Annotated in this window: 16 protein-coding genes and 1 pseudogene; all 17 read right to left on the bottom strand. The window is 33.4% G+C overall.

All coding sequences use genetic code 11. The features are described from left to right. Positions 1–3 precede the first annotated feature (3 nt). The 17 genes and pseudogenes from ACWG0P_RS05060 to ACWG0P_RS04980 all read right to left on the bottom strand — a co-directional run bounded on the left by ACWG0P_RS05060 (position 4) and on the right by ACWG0P_RS04980 (position 18,664). Positions 4–1,092: a galactose ABC transporter substrate-binding protein gene (locus ACWG0P_RS05060; RefSeq protein WP_455800780.1), complete on the bottom strand. Its 1,089-nt coding sequence runs from the start codon at positions 1,090–1,092 to the stop codon at positions 4–6. A gap of 140 nt (positions 1,093–1,232) precedes the next feature. Beyond that, positions 1,233–2,183 carry a substrate-binding domain-containing protein gene (locus ACWG0P_RS05055; protein WP_455800779.1) on the bottom strand — a complete coding sequence of 317 codons (951 nt, stop codon included), beginning with the start codon at positions 2,181–2,183 and terminating at the stop codon, positions 1,233–1,235. Further along, positions 2,176–3,894 (bottom strand): sensor histidine kinase, encoded by a 1,719-nt coding sequence (locus ACWG0P_RS05050; RefSeq protein ID WP_455800778.1) that lies wholly within the window; start codon positions 3,892–3,894, stop codon positions 2,176–2,178. The genes ACWG0P_RS05055 and ACWG0P_RS05050 overlap by 8 nt, the downstream gene beginning before the upstream one ends. Beyond that, a complete protein-coding gene (locus ACWG0P_RS05045) occupies positions 3,881–5,476 on the bottom strand; it encodes a response regulator (RefSeq protein ID WP_455800777.1) in 1,596 nt (531 codons plus the stop codon). Before ACWG0P_RS05045 ends, ACWG0P_RS05050 begins: the two co-directional genes overlap by 14 nt. 121 nt (positions 5,477–5,597) lie before the next feature. Then, positions 5,598–6,878, bottom strand: a complete 1,281-nt coding sequence (locus ACWG0P_RS05040) for a galactokinase (protein ID WP_455800776.1) — start codon at positions 6,876–6,878, stop codon at positions 5,598–5,600. Positions 6,879–6,882: 4 nt separating this feature from the next. Next, positions 6,883–7,905: an aldose epimerase family protein gene (locus ACWG0P_RS05035; RefSeq protein WP_455800775.1), complete on the bottom strand. Its 1,023-nt coding sequence runs from the start codon at positions 7,903–7,905 to the stop codon at positions 6,883–6,885. A gap of 8 nt (positions 7,906–7,913) precedes the next feature. Beyond that, positions 7,914–8,933, bottom strand: coding sequence for a LacI family DNA-binding transcriptional regulator (locus ACWG0P_RS05030; protein WP_455800774.1), 1,020 nt, complete (start codon positions 8,931–8,933; stop codon positions 7,914–7,916). A gap of 12 nt (positions 8,934–8,945) precedes the next feature. Then, positions 8,946–10,436, bottom strand: a complete 1,491-nt coding sequence (gene galT, locus ACWG0P_RS05025; RefSeq protein ID WP_455800773.1) for a UDP-glucose--hexose-1-phosphate uridylyltransferase — start codon at positions 10,434–10,436, stop codon at positions 8,946–8,948. Positions 10,437–10,784: 348 nt separating this feature from the next. Beyond that, the gene (locus tag ACWG0P_RS05020) at positions 10,785–10,952 is read right to left on the bottom strand and encodes a transposase domain-containing protein (RefSeq protein ID WP_455800772.1); all 168 of its coding nucleotides are present in this window, start codon (positions 10,950–10,952) and stop codon (positions 10,785–10,787) included. A gap of 39 nt (positions 10,953–10,991) precedes the next feature. Continuing rightward, a pseudogene (gene tnpC, locus ACWG0P_RS05015) lies at positions 10,992–12,368 on the bottom strand (IS66 family transposase). 99 nt (positions 12,369–12,467) lie between these two features. Then, the gene (gene tnpB, locus ACWG0P_RS05010) at positions 12,468–12,818 is read right to left on the bottom strand and encodes an IS66 family insertion sequence element accessory protein TnpB (protein WP_455800771.1); all 351 of its coding nucleotides are present in this window, start codon (positions 12,816–12,818) and stop codon (positions 12,468–12,470) included. Then, a complete protein-coding gene (gene tnpA, locus ACWG0P_RS05005; protein ID WP_455800770.1) occupies positions 12,815–13,093 on the bottom strand; it encodes an IS66 family insertion sequence element accessory protein TnpA in 279 nt (92 codons plus the stop codon). The genes tnpB and tnpA overlap by 4 nt, the downstream gene beginning before the upstream one ends. A 340-nt stretch (positions 13,094–13,433) precedes the next feature. Beyond that, on the bottom strand, positions 13,434–13,949 hold the full coding sequence (locus tag ACWG0P_RS05000) for a VanZ family protein (protein ID WP_455800769.1): 516 nt from the start codon (positions 13,947–13,949) through the stop codon (positions 13,434–13,436). Then, on the bottom strand, positions 13,946–15,175 hold the full coding sequence (locus tag ACWG0P_RS04995; protein WP_455800768.1) for a Coenzyme F420 hydrogenase/dehydrogenase, beta subunit C-terminal domain: 1,230 nt from the start codon (positions 15,173–15,175) through the stop codon (positions 13,946–13,948). The genes ACWG0P_RS05000 and ACWG0P_RS04995 overlap by 4 nt, the downstream gene beginning before the upstream one ends. Further along, a complete protein-coding gene (locus ACWG0P_RS04990; RefSeq protein WP_455800767.1) occupies positions 15,176–16,591 on the bottom strand; it encodes an oligosaccharide flippase family protein in 1,416 nt (471 codons plus the stop codon). Continuing rightward, the gene (locus tag ACWG0P_RS04985) at positions 16,584–17,708 is read right to left on the bottom strand and encodes a polysaccharide pyruvyl transferase family protein (RefSeq protein WP_455800766.1); all 1,125 of its coding nucleotides are present in this window, start codon (positions 17,706–17,708) and stop codon (positions 16,584–16,586) included. Before ACWG0P_RS04985 ends, ACWG0P_RS04990 begins: the two co-directional genes overlap by 8 nt. Beyond that, entirely contained in the window at positions 17,705–18,664 is a 960-nt protein-coding gene (locus ACWG0P_RS04980) for a glycosyltransferase family 2 protein (protein WP_455800765.1), read from the bottom strand. Before ACWG0P_RS04980 ends, ACWG0P_RS04985 begins: the two co-directional genes overlap by 4 nt. Positions 18,665–18,670: the final 6 nt, after the last annotated feature.

Below are 18,670 nucleotides of genomic sequence, written 5' to 3'. Positions count from 1 at the left end.
TCGTTATTCTCCTAAATATTGTGCGTACGCAATACGGATTTTAGCAACATCTTTGTCAACATTGTAATCTTTAGTTCCATCCATTAAAGCTTTATCACCATTTGCATTTCCTACTAACAATGCGATAGCTTTTGCCATACCTTCAGCATCTTGTTTGATAGTTCCATGCATTTTACCAGCTTTAATTAAATCTTTTGCAGCATCTGTAGCATCAACACCAAATACAGGAATGAATTTATCTCCACCAGTGTTGTATCCAGCTGTAGCAAGTGCAGTTACAACACCTTCAGCCATACCATCATTGTTACAGATTGCTAATTCGATCATGTTTTTGTTATCTTCGCTATAAGAAGATAATGCAGTACCCATATATTCAGTTGCAGCTTGTGCAGACCATTTACCTTCTTTGTCTACTAAATATTTGTCAGTGTTTGCAGCATCGTAGAATTCTAAAGCAGGTTTTCCAGCATCTGCTAATACTTTGTTAGCATCTTCTACAGAATATTGTGTACGATAGATTGCTTCTTTGTTTCCTTTTTCACCCATCATCATGATGTATGAAATTTTACCATCTTTGTTTAAGTCATATTTTTCGTAGTTCTTTAATAAGAATTCACCAATCATTTTACCTTGTAAGTGTCCTGCTTCAGCAGCATCTGTACCTACGAAAGCACATTTTTCATAAGATTTAACAACTTCGTTAGAAACTTCACGGTTGAAGAAGATTACAGGAATATCTGCTTTTTTAGCTTCTGCAACGATTCCATTTGCCGCATCATCAGAACTTGTATTTACGATATTTACGACTAATACTTTAGCTCCTTTAGTGATTGCTGTTGTAACCTGTTCAGTTTGTGTTGTTTGGTTATTGTTTCCATCGTAATCTTGGAAATCAATACCAGCATCCTTTAATTGTTTGTCTAATGCAGTACGAACTGTAGAGATATAAGTGTCAGAGTAATTGTAGTATAATACTGCAACGTTTCCATCACTTCCACCCTTTTCACTATCACTTCCACCACATCCTGTGAGCGCTACTCCCATGCACACAGCCATAGCGCCAGTGATTAAAAGCTTAAAAATCTTTTTCATTATGTTTCCTCCTCTATTTCTTTTACCTGTTTACATTCTAATTCTTTTCAAAGATTACAGGAATATAAAATCTTATGATAAAGAGGTAAAATTCTATGAAAACGTTTACTATAGTAAAAAATCCTCCCATATAGGGAGGATTAATGGAATGGAAACACAATCTTTTGAATCTCTTTATCAAACATATTTTCTTTATTTAAGAGGACTGTCTTTGTATAGGTGATATCCTCTTTCAAGCTTTTTCTATGGATGATACGTTGTGCTTGTTCAACACCTAAATATCCCATTACAAAAGGGTTTTGAACAATTAAGGAATCAACTTCTCCCGTTTCCAACATGCCAACAGAAACAGGATTGTTATCAAAACCTACCACAAATATTTCATCCATTAAAGATTCTTCTTTTACTGCATACCCAACACCTAAGGTCGTCCATTCGTTAAATGTTACCAAGGTGTTGATATCTGGGTGCTCTTTTAAGAGTTTTTTTGTATTTCTTGTGGCAGATTCTGTATTCGATTGCACGTTAATTGTATAAATGGATTGAATTGCGGGATGATCCTTAATTGCACTTTTAAATCCATTTTCTCTTTCTTGTCCATTTGCAGTATTTGCATCAAAATTTACAATTCCTACCACAATTGGTTTTTCATTTTGAGAAATAATAGCTTCTCCTGCCATCTTACCAGCCACAGTATTATCTGTCGTAATACGAGAACTAACTCGATCACAATTCACATCGCTATCAATGATAATGACAGGAATACCCGCATCGATTGCTTCCTCAACTGGATCTACTAGTTTGTTGTAATCAATGCTTGATAATACAATTGCATCTACATCATTTTTGATTGCTTTGTATATCATATCCACCTGCGTTTTATAATCTTCTTCATTATCTGGTCCCATATAGTTAAGTTCAATATTATATTCTTTACTTGCGGCATTTGCTCCAGATTGTACGGATTTGAAAAACTGTGAGGTGGTAGACTTTACAATGAGTGCAACCTTTAATTTTTGATTTTGAGAGGTACAACCACTACAACATAAACATAATAAGGTAACTAGTCCAATTACTTTTATTCTACGCATATGTATCCTCCATGATTGCAGGAATGCGAATGATAATACTCGTTCCTACATCCAGTTCACTCTTAACGGTGATTCCATACTCATTTCCAAAATAAATTTTGATTCTATCGTTCACGTTCTTTACTCCAATTCCCTTACTATCTGTCAATTCTTTACGAAGTATATTTTCTACTTGTTCTTCACTCATACCAGCACCATTATCACGAATTACAAACACTATATCATTCTCTTCTTTCTTTACAGAAATATAAATTTCTCCTTCATCTACCATTCTAGAAATACCATGATACAAAGCATTTTCAATAATAGGCTGTAATGTGATTTTATGACAAAAGTATGGAAGCACTTCAGAATCAATATCAAATTCATAAGTAAACTGATCTTTATATCGATAACTTTGTATCACAAGATAATTTTGTGCGTGCTGTATTTCTTTTTCAATAGGTATTAATTCGTATCCCTTTGAAATACTAATACGGAACAACTGTGCCAAGGCCCCAACCATACGCACCGCATCTTTACTCTTATCTCGTTCACACATCCATTGAATGGAATCCAAAGTATTGTATAGGAAGTGCGGATTAATCTGTGCTTGTAAAGCTTTTAGTTCCGTCTTCCTTAGGATGATTTCTTCTTTCTTTACACGATCCATCAATTCCTGAATTTGCACGACCATATGTTCAAAGGATTGTGAGAGTTGTGTAAATTCACTTACCCCTTGTATTGGTGCGTACTTAAAATCAATGGTGTTCTTTTCAAATTCGTGCATCGCAAAAACGAGTTTTCTTACAGGTGCCGTTAACTTCTTTAACAAGATGTATACTAAGATAGAAGCCAATACAACAATGACACCTAATATTTTCATCATGTTTTGAGTAGCACTTGCCATATTGGCATCTACAAGTTCATTCACATAGCTAACACCAACAACCTTCCAATGAAAGTTCGTAATTTCCTTTGTAGAATAAATCACACCATCTTTTACTTTGGCAGAATCCCATGTTGTATTCAACACTTCTTCATCTTCCGATTTAATATCTAAATAAATAAGTTGTTGTAAAGGATGATAGACAATATTCCCCCTACTATCTACGATAAAACAATAGCCATGTTGTCCAATTCCAACTTCATCAATGGCAGAACCCATGGAGGAGAACTCGATATCCATCGCAACATAAACTTCACTTCCATAACTTCCCGACCATTTTTTCTGTGTGATTGTAACAACCCATGGATATTCATCTTTTACAATGTTTTGTACGTGTGGTGATGAAATGCTAAAATCATTTCCAGCTTGTAAGGAAAGCTTTTCAAACGATAAGTTATTTTCAATCTTATCCTTCAATCCACTCTTTCCACCATATTCTAGAATATTTCCTTGTTCATCATAAATCATAATTGAAACAATGTCATGATTGATATCCGTCATCGTTTGCATATATTCTTTAATAGTTTCTCGATCGTTAGCTTGTGTTACCACACTCACTATATTATTCATATTCGCTTGTACATTAGCTGAATAATTCGATATCGTACTTGATACTTGTGTGATTGATTGTTCCGCATTGGTTTGCGCAATGGACAACAAGGAATCCTTAAAGACTTGAAAAAATGAGAGTGTTAAAATAATCGCTGCCGTAACCACGGTAGAAATCACAAACAACATCAAATAGAAAGATATGGATATATTCTTAAATTTAAACTTTTTCATTGGCCTGTTGCTCTCTCATCTTATTTGGAGACATGCCAAACTGTCGTTTAAAACAATAACTAAAATAATGCTGATCACTATAGCCACATTGTTTGGCAATCTCCAATATTTTCGCAGAGGAGTAAACGACCTTTTCTTTCGCAACTTCCATGCGTTTTTTCGTTAACAAAACAACAAAGCTCTCTCCTGTTATTTTCTTAATAAGTGCACTTAAATAACTAGCACTAATAAATAATTTCTCACTTGCCATCGTTAAACTAAATTCTTCCTTACCATATTCCTGATTGATCAATTCCATCAATTCATCACAGATAACTTGTCCATTTAAACGATTTTGTTTATTGATAGCATCTTTACATAAAATGCAAAAATCTCGAATATCTTTCTCTTTTTCTTCAATGGTATGTTTCGACAATAATGATGATAACGCACTTGCCTTCGCTAAAAAATCATTAACGGATGAGTCATCACATAGCGCTCGAACCAATGTACAAGTTCTCGATATAATATGCATAATCAATAAATCTATATCAGCATGTACACTTGTTTTTTTAAATACATCAGAAATATAAGCAATAATATCTTCACTGCGATTGGATTTCATCAATTTTTCTAGTTCTATGGATACCATTTCTATATATTCAAATGGTAGTGTATCTTTACGTTCGATATCCTTTATAAAACTTAAATTGCGACTAGAACCAATACCATATTCAATCGCACTACAAGCTTCGCTATAGGATGCATGAACCTTCGTTAGATCATGTACCACACTTCCTACACCGATATAACAATCTTGACTCATAACGCGTTTTGTCGTTTGTATAATTTCATTGGTAATAATATTGATATACTTATCAATTTCCCATTCCATACCACCTAATAAAGATACAATTTTTCCATGCGAGTAAAAGGAACCACAGTTTAGATGTTTTCTTGCGATAGCATCCAATGCATGTACATGAGAAGGTCCTGTTACTAACTCTTTTTGTGTATTGGATATGCGTGACACCATAACTACATAACATGTTTTCTCATCTGTATAATTGCTAAGATGTAATTCTACAGCTAGTTTATCATGCAATTGTTTTTCTTCTAGGGATTGTTGAGACATAGCATCACTATCCAATACTAATGTCATCAAAAATTGTTCCATACGCAATTGAAAAATATCCTGATTTTGTGGATTTATAAAAAGCTTTTGTCGCTCATCCATAGTCTCTCGAATATCTTTTAATTCTCCATTTAACTGCTCACTAGAAATGGGTTTCAATAAGTATTTTATTATATTATACTGTATTGCTTGTTGGGCGTATTGAAAATCATCATACCCACTTAAAAATGCAATTTGCATAGAAGGTCTAATCTCTCGTACTCTTCTTGCTAATTCAATACCACTAATAAATGGCATTTTTATATCCGTTAATAATAGATCGGGTTCTAGCTTTTCCACAAGGTCCAATGCCTCTACCCCATTTTCTGCTTCACCAATAACTTCAAATCCAATCTTCTCCCAATCAACGGTTTCAATGATTGCTCGGCGCAGTTCAAATTCATCATCCGCTACGACGACTGTGTACATACCATCACTCCCTCTTCCTTGCTTCCTACCTATATTATAACTACGAACCTCATGACTGGCAAAAAAGATTAAGAATCTGTAATACTCACTTTCTTAATCTTTTTACCATCATACAAAAGTTTTAAATAACCTTAACTCCACCACAAGGACGAATCTTTAATATATAACAAGAGCCTTCTCCAAAGATTGCTTCCATTTGTTCTTTATAAGCACATAATAATTCTTCTGGAACAAATGCTTGAATTGTACCAGCAAATCCACCACCATGAACACGGCTTGCTCCAGCACCATTTAACACCTGTTCACTAGCCGCAAGTGCTACGGATATATTTTGTTCACTTACAATCTGTAAAGAGTATACATTCTGTAAAAACTTAAATGAACTATTTCCAGAAGCAATGACCAACTTCTTAAACGCATCAAAATCAAATTCTCTTAATGCTTTTACTTCTTGTACGACACGTTGATCCTCTTCAAAGAAATGGAAGGCTCTAAGCACACAACGATCACTACAAGCTTTTCTTACTTCAGCAACTTGTTTACTAAATTCTTCATAAGAAACATCACGTAAAACTTCTTTTCCAAAATAGTTAGCGACCTTCTTCATTTCACTTGGAATATCAGCGTAATCACTCGTTAAATCCGCATGACTTCCTTTCGTATCTACGATACATAAACTGTGTTTATATGCATCGAAATCAAAATCAATCTTTTCTACGATAGGATTGGCTGTATCTTTAAAGTCAATTGTTACAAATCCTCCTACACTTGAAGCCGTTTGATCCATTAAACCACAAGGTTTTAAGAAAAAATGATTCTCTGCATATTGTCCTATTTTCGCAATCTCTACAGCATCAATTTTTTCTTCATTATATAACCCAGAAAGAATAGTCCCTAACAATACTTCAAATGCTGCAGAAGAAGATAAACCAGCACCTTCTAGAACATTACTTGTAAGGTACGCATCAAAACCACCTACCTGAAATCCTAGTTCCGCAATTCTTGCACATACTCCACGAATCAATCCTTCTGATTTACCAACTTCTTCTTGTTGCATTTGTAAGTTAGAGATATCGATAGGAGAGATATGAAATCCCTGAGATGTGACAGAAACAGTATTTGTATCACTCTTAGATACAATCGCAATGGTATCCAAGTTAACGGAAGCTGCTAATACACGACCATGTTGATGATCCGTATGATTACCACCTACTTCACTTCTACCAGGTGCGCTATAAATTTCTACATCACGATCTTCTCCATAAAGAAAAGTAAAGTTATCAATCGCTTCTATATATCTTTTCTTCTGTGCTTCCACAAGTGCTGAATCCACATAGAGATATTGTAATCTTTCATTTAATTCACCACGTTCAATCTTTGCTCTTAAATCTTTTACATTCATGTTTTTATTCTCCTTCAATTGTAAATGCAAATGTTGTTGTTGCTACATATTTTTCATTTTTACGTAATATGGTAGATGGATCTTTTTCAATATGGATGGCATTTGGTGCCGCTTGTGTTTCGATACAAACAGCTTCACGTTTATTGAAATACCAATGCTTCTTTCCTTCTAAAGTTCCATCTAAGAAATTGGATGTATATATTTGACAACCAGGTTGATTGGTGGATACTTCTAAGACTCTTCCACTGTTTGGATCTTTTAAAACCACAGCTGGATCAAATTCTTCGAAGATAAAATAATGATCATATCCTCCACCATAATTTAATTGTTCATCATCGATATCAATATCTCTACCGATTGGTTTGCTTTCATTGAAATCAAATGGTGAATGATGTACCGGACGATGCTTTCCGTTTGCACAACAATCTTCATCACAACATATGATTTCTTTCGCATGTATCATTAACTCATGATCTAAAATACTTCCTTTACCTGCTAGGTTAAAATAGGAATGGTTTGTAATATTAAGGATTGTATCTTGATCACATGTCGCTTCATACGTAGCAATTACTTTACTACCTTCCAATACATATGTAACATATACATCTAGATTTCCAGGGAATCCTTCTTCACCATCTTTTGATATATAGTGGAAACGAATTCCATCTTCTAATATGATATAATCAAAAACTTTAGCGTTGAATCCTTCAATTCCACCATGAAGAGTATTCTTTCCATTGTTTCTAGGCAACGTATACGTTTGATCATTTAAGTTAAATTCTCCATTACGTATTCTTCCTGCACAGCGACCAACAATAGCACCAATATATTTATCCTGTTTCAAATACGTATCCATATCATCAAAACCTAAAACCACATCATCTATTTGTCCGTTTTTATCTTTTGTAAAAATGGAAACGATGGCACATCCAAGTGATGTCACATGTACCTCTATCTCTTGATTTTTCAACACAATAACATCAATGTTCTCATTCGAAAATAAATTCCTTTTTATGTTATGTTCCATGTAGTGTCCTAACCCTTCTTTTCGGCCAATGTTTCTCTAGGCACAAATGTAGCATTCAATACTACTTTTTTACTAATGCTTTGTTCTTCTTTGATCGTTTCAAGAATTAGCTTTGCGGCTTGATTCCCTAATTCATACATATTTTGATCAATGGTAGTCAGTTTTGGTTCTACCAATTTACTCAATATAATGTTATCAAATCCTATAATAGAAAACTCATCAGGTACACTCACACCAATTTCCTTACAAGCATTAAGTACCCCAATAGCCATTAAATCATTACAACAGAATGCTGCGCTACAACCCTCTTGCCGTATCTTTTCCACCATGAGCTTACAAGTCACATCAATCACTTGATTACTATTTCCTTCACCCACATACACAATATGTTCATTGACATCTTCATCCTGTAAACGAAGAAAATCACGATACGCTTGTTCCTTTACATCGTAGGAATAGCTACTTCCACCTCGTACAAAGTAGATATCTCTATGCCCTTTGTCCCATAAGCTTTGTAGTGCTTTGTTAGCCCCATCACGCTCATCACATAGAACATGAGAGAATCCCTCACGACTAGATTCTCCATTGATAAAGACTATCGGTGTACTTTGAACCAAATCATCATAAAATCCACTTTCCACATTGGTTGTGTTCACATCCGCAACAATCATCCCAGCTACATTCCTAGATAACAAATTACGAATACATTCTTGCTCTTTTTCTTCACTATTTTTAGAAAAGCTTAACAACAACGAATATGATTTCTGCATCAAGTGTTGTTCAATCCCATTGATAACCTCAGGGAAAAACATATTTTCAACACTCGGCACAATGACTCCTATGGTTTTGGTTTTACGCTTCTTAACTTCTCTAGCTTGTAAATTAGGAATAAAATTAAGTTCATTAATTACCTTTTGTACTTTTGCCTTTGTCTTACTATTGACTGGATAGTTATCATTGATTACCCTTGATACCGTCGCAACGGATACATTGGCTTTCTTCGCAACATCAACAATTGTAATTTTCATACCTCACCTTTATCAAAGTACTTCTATAAATCGTTCAAAATACTTTAACCCTTGTTCATCTAACTTAAATACCCCACAATCCTCCAATACTCGTTCAAACTTCTTTGAAATTTCTTCTTGTAAGAAATTCGTTATATTACTAACTGTATTCGCTTCTAACTTTTCTTTTAAATAGCTGATCCATTCTTTATGTTTTTGTAAACTATCAAGTTGTTCAGCGCTCAATTCTTCATGTAATAAATATTTCTCTACGCATTGTAACTCTGTTTTCAATCGCGCTGGTAATACGGCTAATCCCATAACTTCAATCAATCCAATATTTTCTTTTTTTATATGATGCACATCATTATGTGGATGGAATATTCCTAATGGAAATTCCTCGCTCGTACGATTGTTACGTAATACCAAGTCTAACTCATAATGTCCATCTTTCATTCTTGCGATTGGTGTTATGGTATTATGTCGTTCCTCACCGGTATATGCATGAATACCTGCTTCCTTATCCTCATAGGAAATCCAAGCATTTAATATATGACTAGCACATGCAATCATCTCTTCCCTATTCTTTCCTTGTAATCGTATAGTTGATAATGGCCACTTCACATGAGACAATGACACATTAGGAAAAGCTTCTAGTGAAAAAGAGGATAAGCACTCAGCATCTTCCATTGTAAACTTATAACATCCACCTTGATAATGATCATGACTTAAGATAGAACCTCCAACAATTGGAAGATCTGCATTCGATCCGATAAAGTAATGCGGAAACAAATCTAAGAATGCCAACAGATTTTGAAACGTACGTTCATTAATCTGCATAGGTTTATGCTGTGCATTTAAAATAATGCAATGATCTTGATAGTACACATATGGAGAATATTGCATAAACCAATCTTCATGATTCATCCTTAAAGATATCAAACGAATACTCTGTCTTGCGGCATGCGTGAAATCACCCGCAAATCCTTCATTTTCTCTACAGATTGCACATTTCGGATAAGAAGAAGAAACAGCATGTTTCAACCTAGCAATTTCCTTTGGATCTTTTTCTGGTTTCGATAGATTGATGGTGATATCCAACTCTCCGTACTTGCTCTTCCCTTTCCACTTTTGATCCTTATCCACTCTAGACTTACGAATATAATTCGTTGCGATGCTAAAGTCGTAATAATACTTAGTAGCCTCTTGTGGAGAAGATTTATAACACTCCCAAAATTTCTCTTCAACACTTGATGGTCTATGCATGACGCAATTCATAATTCTAGTATCAAACAAATCTTTTTCTGTTACCGTATCTTCTATCAAATGATGTTTTACTGCGTAAGCAAGCATATTTTCTAAAATAGAATCAGGCAAAGCCAATTGTTCCTGAATTTCTATTTCATCAAACTCAAAGAGTTGAAATACATCTAATAATAAATTTGCGCTGTATTGCTTATCACGTGGGTCCATTAAGTTGTGTTGTAATGCATAATTCAATAAACGATTGATTTCTTTATTCATCCTATTTCCTCCATATCGAGCCTACCATTCTACATCTACCTTTAAAATGATAGCGGTTCCTTAACAATTTTATTGTAAACGTTTTCTATAGTGCTGTAAAGCTATTTTTGGCTTTTATTTCAAATTTTTATAGTAATAATTAGTTTCCATAGTAAACGTTTACTAAAGTTCGTAAAAAAAATATAATATTGACTTCATGCGCGTTATTTTACAATCTATTCAAAACTACTATGTATCTCTTCTAATTTCTATAGAACATACAATATAAAGTAACCGTCAAATAGAGTACATCTAGAAAAATAAAGAGCCATCAGCTATACTATGAATGTAGTAAAGGGATGGCTCTTATCATTTGATTTTTAACTGTTGTGGCAGTGTTGGTGAGTAAGGTAATATAGCTTGTATATCAATGGCATCATTGTTTTTGACTTCCTCAAGCACATATTCTAAATATCCATGTATATCGAGATGGTTTAATTTTGCACTTTCAATCAGGTTGTAATAGATACTGCTCATCTTTGCTCCACTCTTCGTGTTGGTGAACAGCCACGCTTTTCATCCTATTACGAACGGCTTTACTGCTCTTTCTCCTCGATTATTAGAAATTTCTGCTGCTCCATCATTCAGATATTCTCTTATATATTTCTCCTGGTTTTTCGCATATTGAATTGCCACACCCATTTTTGACTTTACACAATATTGATGTTCATATTCTTCAAGATATTGGAAAAGCTCATCGACTCTTGGCTTTTGTTCTTCCTGTCGATGCTCTTTAATCTCTTCTATTGTATATCCTTCTTTTTGATATCTGCTTTCACAATGAAAAAGATAGCTTAGTTCACTCAACACATGCTGAATATTTCCATAGGATGGATTCTCATCACAAAGCTGTTTGAGCTGTTTTTGATTCATCTTCTTTGTGCCTTTATGTAAAGGACTTACTTCTAGTGCCTCTACAAATTTTCTTCTAAGGTGTGCCATGCCCCCTATCACCTTGGCTTGCTCAAACTTATGATAGGATTCATAACCATCACAGTGGATACTTCCACGATAGTCTGCACCTAGGATCTCTTTTGCTATTTAATGTTCACGTATTTCGTGATATTGATACCACGCAATCTGCTCTTTCTCGTGTTTTCCACTTTCTACTACCCACATATAGCTTTTGCTTCTTCCTGTAGTTTGTTTATCTTCCAACACAACAACTGTGGTTTCATCCATGTGTATATGTGTTTGATTGCGAATATCTTCCTGCATCTGGATGTAAAGTGGTTCTAGTTTTTCACCACAATTCATCAACCAGTTCGACATCGTTGCTCTACTGATTTCTATTTTCTTTCGCTTCAATTCTTGTTCCTGTCGATACAATGGTGTCCCACTGATATATTTGTTGAAGACACTGCCTGCTACTACAGAAGGTGATGTAACACTTCCTTTGATTAATCGCCTAGGTGCTCCTTCGGCAATCGTAATTTCTGCTTCCAAATTTTCTTCTGTACAGGCAGGACAAACATATTTATGTACAATATGACAGTCTACTACATAGCGTGCAGGTTGATACTTCAATACATCGATAGTTTGTGGTGCTAGTTCTCTTAAATCATTCCCACATACAGCACAATGCTTGTCTTCAATTTCATGCTTGATAATTCGTGTTGGCAATTTTGAAAAATCTGCTTCTCTTTGCTTTTTCTTTTTTGATTTTTTTACAAGTTCAGGTTTTTCTTCAACTACATGATCATTGCTATCTTCTACTTCATTAAGAAGATTCAATTGACCAGCAATTGTTTGTTCGCTACTTGATGAAAATCTCGCTTTTTTCAACATAGCAATTTGTTCTCTATACCAATTATTTTCTTGTTCCAGCTTGCTGTTTTCATTTGCTAATTCATCTCTATTGATAAGCAAATCGATGAGTTCTTCTTGACTCATCGATTGCAGTTTTGTTTTGATTTCTTCTCTATTTTCCATGCCTATATTATACCACTTACAGCATATAAATGCACAATGTTTAAAGGCTTTTTTGATGATTTATACATATTTCGGATTGCTCTTTTTGAATGCTGTTTTCTGTTCAATTCGCAATCCTTCCAATAACCACTTTAACTGTTGATGTGTAAGAATAATCGTTCCATCTTCATTCTTGATCCACTTAAAATGTCCTTTATCTAAGCGTTTATATAAAAGCCAAAAACCATTCCCATCCCAGTATAAGCATTTGATTTTATTACGTTGTCGATTACAAAAAATATACAGTGTATCTTGGAAAGGATCAAGATGATGCTTATCTTGTATCAGGGAAGCGTAGCCATCGATTCCTTTTCGTAGATTAGTGTATCCTCTTACCATATAAACTTGTGCAATATCATGAAACTGTATCATTGTAGTGCCTTCATGATTTTGCGTAGTCCTTCATCATCCAATGAAGCATCTATTGATAAAGATACCCTGTTTATAACGAACGAAATCTTTTGCTGTACTTCACATGTCACTGGTACGATGCTGACTTCATCTGCCTTGTTCACAATTTGATATTTATGGTTTTTGAAACTTTGATAAGGAAGCCCACGTTCTCTACAAAACTTCTTCATATTCATTCCTGATGATTGTTGCTCTTTGTGTAGTGATTCCCAATCATAATCATATTTTACTGGCATTAATTTCACCTCCTGTTGGATATATTATCTTACAGAAGGTTATCTATTTCTAGATGTGCTCTATTTGACACTTACGTTATTTTTCTCTCATTTCCACTTAAATTATGTAAGTTCCTAATAGACAAAAAAAGGTCCCATCCCCTTTACTTAACGGGCTTGGGACCTTTTTACTTTCTTCCAAGTGTAAAACTTGAGATCGTATTTTGGTTATGATTATAAGTGTTTTTTTATAATCTTATAAAAAAACACTCACAACTTTATAAACCATTTTTTAAAGAACTCATTTCCACGGTTCTATGAATGACTACTATCCCCATTTTTTGGGAATATTAGTTTAACATCAATCATTCTTGCTTTGTATTCCTCTTCGGAAAGTCTTAATTTTAAACACAATCATAAAAATCATAATAGCAACAACTACTCCAATTACACCCGATACAATATTTAACACAGCTTCCTCCAATTGGAAATGTCTACCATCAATAAATTGCTTATGCCATTCATCAAAGTAGCCATAACAAACAGGTATGATTAGCGCAAATGCAAGCACTTTATAGTTCTTCTTTCCAAATGTATATATAGAGGATAAAAAAGACAACACACCAAGGATGAAAAAAAATCCTATATGTGCCAATTCTCTAATATTCATATGCATGCTGTTTACTTGTGATTCTGTCGGTTGCGAATAAACAAATTCAGCCACATCTTTTGCGATTCCACTACTAGTTTGTGATGTTTGTGTACCATTTTGGGAAGAAAGCGCGAAAATAAAAATAAGCCATAGGATTGTTATAATCCAAAAAGTGATAGAAATTTGTTTTGGCTTATATTGTATTCTGAGTCTAGAAAAATTCATCTTCTAACAAACCTTTTCAAGATCATTTTAAGTTTATTTGGTAATACCCCTTTTAAAACACCAAAATAATATTTGATTCCTTGAGATTTTCTATACCACTTTTCAACAGCTTTGTATCCTTCATTTTTGTAAATATTCAATATTATCTCTCGTTTCTTACTCCGATTACTTGGATGATTCAATTGTTTATTAGCACTTGCCGCCTTTTCAAACTCTGATGGTAAAAGCTCCATGTTTTTACAAAAATCATTTAATATTTTTGCTCCATGAGAATTATTAGCAATAACACAAGATACTCCTTTACTGATGTCAATATGTTTTAAATACTGAGGGTGCTCATTTTCTATACCCCAAAAGTCTCCAATTGTTAAATCACCAACACGTTTAGAACTTGCATATTTACATGAATAGCAATTTTCTCTATAAATATATGACTTAAGAAACAAATTATAATATATTGATTGTTCACAAGAAAGTAATTTGTTTAACTCTTTGTTTGATTTTGAATACACTATTTTCGCATTAAGGCCCCAACCTTTAGACTTATCCCTAAACTTATAATTTATAACTTTTCCTTTAAGTTTTTTTTCTAATATCATAATGTAATCTTGAAACATTTGAGCATTTGGAACTCCATGACAAACTAGATCAACAGTGATTAGATTTTTATAGTCTTTCATTAAATAATGCTTTAATCCATCTATTTGGCACGGTGTTCCTGAGAATAGAACCAATAAATCTGTATCTAAAAGCTTTTTTGCTTGTTTATAAGTATCACCTATATAACTTTGTACATATTTTGATCCCTGTAGCTTTTTTAATCCTTCTAAATTGTTGATCATAATGTGTTTTGGTATTAATTGGTTGTGTTCTTGTTCCAAAGAACACCCAAATGCTACTCCACCTTTTTTTATTACTTCTGTTGCCAATGATGCAAAAATACCTCCTGAAGCTGAAGTTTTCAATATTTCACTGTCATTTGACACCGCAACATAAGTTTTATTAATTTCTGGAGTAGTAATTTCTGCTTGATAACCACAGACTTTTTTACACAAACCACAGCTTATACAAATATCTTCATCAATTTTTGGATAAATAAAGCCATATTCATCAGGTTTCATTAATATTGCCTGCTTCGGGCAAATGTTCATGCAAGCTCCACAACCACAGCAGTTCAATTTGTTATCATAAAGGATAATTTTTTCAACGTTTACTTTATCATTCATTTATTCATTCTCCAACATATGTTTTTCTTTAGATTTCACTTTTTCTTTTTTTATACTGTAAAAAACTACACCAAGCATAATAAGAAGCACCATAGTATACAAACAGTTTATTATTGTGCTTCGTGTCATATATAAAATTGATGAAATCAACATCATAATGCATGGAATAAAATAATGCCATGCTTTCAACTCGATATCTATTTTCTTTTTTAGAACGAAATATCTAATGATTATATTCACAACAAAACTTACACATATAGACAGGTTTGCACCATTTATACCAAACGACGCTATTAAAAAACGACATAATAACAAATTACATACACAAGAAACAACCATTGATGTTAAAATTGATTTTGTATCCTTTATAGCATAGAAGATGTTTCCGATAAATGTAGAAAATGCACTTAAAATCGCCATTATTAAGAATAGTGGAATCGTTGCATATGCTTCAACATAATTCTCCCCAATCAAAAGTGGAAAAAGAATCGAAAAGCAAGGAATCATAAGAGAAAATCCAATCCCTAAAAACAAAAAATAATAACCACAAGCATTTCCGTAAAAAAACTTATTTCCTTTTTTCCCTGTTTCATGAGCAAACGCCAAATCCTGCCACGCATATGTAAAACAGGTTGTAACCAATGCGATTGCAGATCCGAATTTGTTTCCTATTGCATAAATACCATTCGAAGAGATTCCCATTACTTCTTGAATGACTACTCTATTGTAGCTAGTTAAAAGCCAATATGATATTGAGTTAACGCATAATGGCAATGTATACCTAATGATACTCTTAAATAACTCCTTGTCTAATTCAAATCCTATTACTTTTGGTAAGCATCGAGATGCAAAACCTAAATATAAAACTTGTCCCAAATTTCCTAATATAGCAGAAATATACAACGCTTCGATTTCCATGTGAAAAATCAAAATCATAACAAGATTTCCTACAAGCATTATTATTGTATTTATAATACCAGATATTGCAAATTTAACATTTTTTTTCCAACCGCGTGTAACAAACCCACTCATGTTATGAAAATTCACTGACAAACCATATAACAAAATTAGCATCGAATATCTAATTGAAAAAAAGTTACATATTATAGCCCCTAACGTCACATAAATAACGGATGATATAAAAAACAGAATCCAGCATGTCGTTGCAATTTGTTCCTTACGTTTTACATCATTCGCATCATACATGAAGCGTAGAACTGTCGACCATATATCAAAATATAAAAGAGATGTAAACACCGTAACATACGCTACAGATAAATCATAGTAGCCATAACTGGCAGTAGAAATATACATAGTATACAGTGGTAGCAACAAAAATATAATGATTTTGGAAAGCGCATTTCCTACAAAAAAAATCCCTGATGTTTTTATAAATAACTTAAGGCTGTTATTCATTTAATGCTGCCTCCAAAAACTTAAAGCTCTTTTCTCTTTCTATTTCCAATTGATTATTTACATAATTATAATCAATTGGTCTATTAATTATCGAAAAATCTAGATAATCCTTTAGTAATCTATTTTGTGTTCCAGTTAGTGCCAAAATACTTTCGATACGCGTTCCAAACCGTTCAGGTAATACACTTACAAAACTTTTGTTTAAATTTAACGAAAATGCTGTAGCATGAAAAGAATCCGTAAGTACACAAGCCGCATCAAAAAAACACCCAAGTAATGTTTCAACACTAGGGCAAACTAAACATTTACCAGCTTTTTGCTTTCCGGAATAGCCATAACTAATTCTCACAATATCCCATCCATTCTCATAAGCGAGACTTACAGCATACTCATCCATTTGATCATTTTTATTAAGCTGATATATTAATAAATAGGACCTGTTTTGTTCATAAGGTTCTGCTATTTTTTTCCATTGACTAGCGGTAAGCATTAATGTCGGATCTAGCACTTGTTCCGCATGTATCTCCAATCCCCTTAATATATCTACCCCACTTTTCTCTCTCATCCCAATTGATGAGTATTTTTTTAACATTTCTTTTGTTATTTCTACTTCCCAATCATCTAACATACTCTTACCTATGCTCGCGGCAAAAGCGATTCTTTTCTTATCTTTAGGTGCATATTCAAGAAAATATGGTTTTTCTATTCCTTTATTCCATGTACTATTCCACACTTGATCACTTCCCGTCAGATAAATGTCTGCTTGAGGCACATCATTTAATATTTCCTCAAAAGAATAATAAGACTTTTGGGTTAAATGAATCCTTTTTTGTAGAAATTTTTTCATTGGTGCTCGCTTTTTTTTCAGCATGAATTTCAAAGGAAGTCTTACCATCTTACGTGTTATGCTATTGATTCCCCAAATTTTCTTATACTTTTGCATGAGAGAACTTTCTAAAGCTTTTTCTATTGCATGCTCTCCAGTATTATCCTTTCTCCAATAGTCTACAAATTCTACTGTATATCCCATACTCTCTAAAATTGTCTGCGTCGCATAAGTTTGCAAAACAGACCCATAATTATTTACAGTATGCAATGTGATTACGCTTATTTTCATCTATGTAGTCTCCTTTTTATAATAAATTTATAAATTGGCAAACAATAACAATAGGTTATAGCTTGCACTTTTTTTATATTGGGAATATATTTGTTTTTTAAAACACTGCTTAAATATTTTTTTGTAATTCCCCTCGTTTCATTGACTAATTCGGAAGGACATATCAACCCATTTCTTGCATAGGCGCTGTAAATTCCCATATGAGAAAACACACACGCCGTTTTCGCAACATATGATAGCTCTGGATAATTTTCTTCATAAAATTTTAATTGTTCAAATGAAACCTCGATTGGAGCTAAATTGATTTTTTTATTTCTTGAAATACTATTTTGGCGCTGAATATAATGATAATATGGAGCAGAGTTATAAACAATTTTTTCCGCCTTTGCCACTATTTTATGCATTAAATAATAATCTTCACATAATTTTCCAACAGGAAAACGAAGATTTTCAAATAAATTAGTTTTAAAAATCTTATCACAAAATGACATATTAAAGTATTTATAACTATTCAACTCAATTAAAGCTTGTTTTTTTGATAAACAAAGTTTTGTATCATTAGAATGTTGAGCTCTTTTTTTACCATCTTCTTGTTCAATCCATACTCCCCCTATAGAGATATCTGCATTTTTTTCTTTCATAAAGCTCATAAGATTTTCATACATCATCGGATCTATATAGTCATCAGAATCAACAAAAGTTACATATTCTGTTTTGGTCGCATCGATACCAGCATTTCTTGCTGCAGAAAGTCCTTGGTTTTTTTGATGTATTACTTGAATATAGCTATATCGTTCTGCATATTCATCACAAATTTGACCACTCCCATCAACAGAACCATCATCAACTAAAATAATATATTTAGCTTGTAATGTTTGTGATAATACAGAGCCAATACATCTGCGTAAATATTTTTTAACATTATATACGGGAATGACAACCGTTAAATCACTCATATAAAC

The organism is Amedibacillus sp. YH-ame6, from assembly GCF_053848845.1.
This window is presented reverse-complemented; position numbering and strand designations above follow the sequence as displayed.